General features: G+C 51.4%; 1 rRNA gene. It reads left to right on the top strand.

The annotated features are described in order from the left end of the window. Positions 1–73: ribosomal RNA gene (locus F3J45_RS29775) — 16S ribosomal RNA — on the top strand; the annotation flags it as partial. Positions 74–218: the final 145 nt, after the last annotated feature.

Genomic DNA, 218 nt, shown 5'->3' with positions numbered 1-218 from the left:
GGTGTGATTCATGACTGGGGTGAAGTCGTAACAAGGTAGCCGTAGGGGAACCTGCGGCTGGATCACCTCCTTAATCGACGACATCAGCCTACTGATGAGCTCCCACACGAATTGCTTGATTCATTGTCGAAGACGATCAAGACCCTATATAGGTCTGTAGCTCAGTTGGTTAGAGCGCACCCCTGATAAGGGTGAGGTCGGCAGTTCAAATCTGCCCA

It is taken from the genome of Pantoea sp. Ap-967, from assembly GCF_011752565.1.
In the GTDB taxonomy this organism is placed as follows: domain Bacteria; phylum Pseudomonadota; class Gammaproteobacteria; order Pseudomonadales; family Pseudomonadaceae; genus Aquipseudomonas.
This window is presented reverse-complemented; position numbering and strand designations above follow the sequence as displayed.